Origin of the sequence: Gordonibacter sp. (genome assembly GCF_036667095.1) — a bacterium.
Classification (GTDB): Bacteria; Actinomycetota; Coriobacteriia; order Coriobacteriales; family Eggerthellaceae; genus Gordonibacter.
In genome coordinates this window covers 1-1,230 of the sequence record NZ_JAVWUP010000076.1, presented here as the reverse complement: position 1 = coordinate 1,230, position 1,230 = coordinate 1, and the positions used below count along the sequence as shown (strand labels likewise).

General features: G+C 61.1%; 1 protein-coding gene. It reads right to left on the bottom strand.

All coding sequences use genetic code 11. The features are described 5' to 3' along the window. Positions 1–46: 46 nt before the first annotated feature. A complete protein-coding gene (gene ychF, locus RR842_RS08205) occupies positions 47–1,111 on the bottom strand; it encodes a redox-regulated ATPase YchF (protein WP_332565535.1) in 1,065 nt (354 codons plus the stop codon). Positions 1,112–1,230: the final 119 nt, after the last annotated feature.

The following is a 1,230-nucleotide window of genomic DNA, read 5'->3' as shown; positions in this document are numbered from 1 at the left end:
CTGTTCATCAAAGGTCATGCAACTCCTTGCACAGGCAAACGTCGCCCTACACGTTGAACTTGAAGTGCATCACGTCGCCGTCCTGCACCACGTACTCCTTGCCTTCTTGGCGCAGCTTGCCCGCGTCGCGGCAGCCCTTCTCGCCGTCGAACGCCACGTAGTCCTCGTAGGCTGCGGTCTCCGCCTTGATGAAGCCGCGCTCGAAATCGGTATGGATGACGCCAGCAGCCTGCGGAGCCTTCGCGCCGAGGGGAATGGTCCACGCGCGCGTCTCCTGCACACCACTGGTGAAGTAGGATTGTAGTCCCAAAAGGCGGTACGCCTCGCGAATCAAACGGGCAAGCCCGCTTTCTTCCAACCCCATCTCGGCAAGGTATTCCTTCGCCTCTTCGGGGTCGAGTTCCGCTAGGTCAGCTTCCACTTTGGCGCTGATCGGCACCGGTGCGCACCCATCGATCAGGGGCAGATCGGCATCCAATCGGTCCTCGTCCACGTTGGCGATGTAGAGCATCGGCTTCATGGTCAGCAAATGCAGATCGTGCAATGCGTCGCGCTCGTCGTCGGACAGCTCAAGCGAGCGCGCTCGATGCCCCTCGTCCAGACCGCTCAGAACCTTCTTTGCGGTTTCCAGCTTCAAAGCACCGGCCTTGTCGCGCTTCGCTTCCTTCTCCAAACGCGGAATGGCCTTTTCCAGCGTGCCCATATCGGCCAGCATCAGCTCGGTCTTGATGGTTTCCACGTCGCTTTGCGGGTCGACCTTGCCCGCCACGTGCACCACATCGGGGTCGCCAAAGAAGCGCACGACCTCGCAGATGGCATCCGTCTCGCGAATGTTGGCGAGGAACTGGTTACCCAAGCCTTCGCCCTGGCTGGCTCCCGCCACAAGGCCCGCGATGTCCACGAACTCCACCGTGGCCGGAACGATGCGCTCCGTCTTGTCGATCGCGCCCAGTACGTCAAGGCGCGCGTCGGGAACGGGCACGATGCCCACGTTGGGCTCGATGGTGGCGAACGGGTAATTAGCCGCGAGGCCGCCCTTGTTAGTGAGGGCCGTGAACAAGGTCGACTTGCCGACGTTGGGCAAACCGACGATACCGATGGATAGCGACATGAATCTTCCTTCTCAAGCGACGCAAACGTATCCTGCCATAATAGCAGAATGCGCCCCAACACTCCTCCGTCCGCGCAGGCAACACAGGCATCCAAAATCTGCATCCCCGAACGCCGCGC

What these genes read in the sequence shown, in the direction of transcription:
- ychF (WP_332565535.1), bottom strand. Translation starts at nt 1,111, where the DNA reads ATGTCGCTATCCATCGGTATCGTCGGTTTGCCCAACGTCGGCAAGTCG.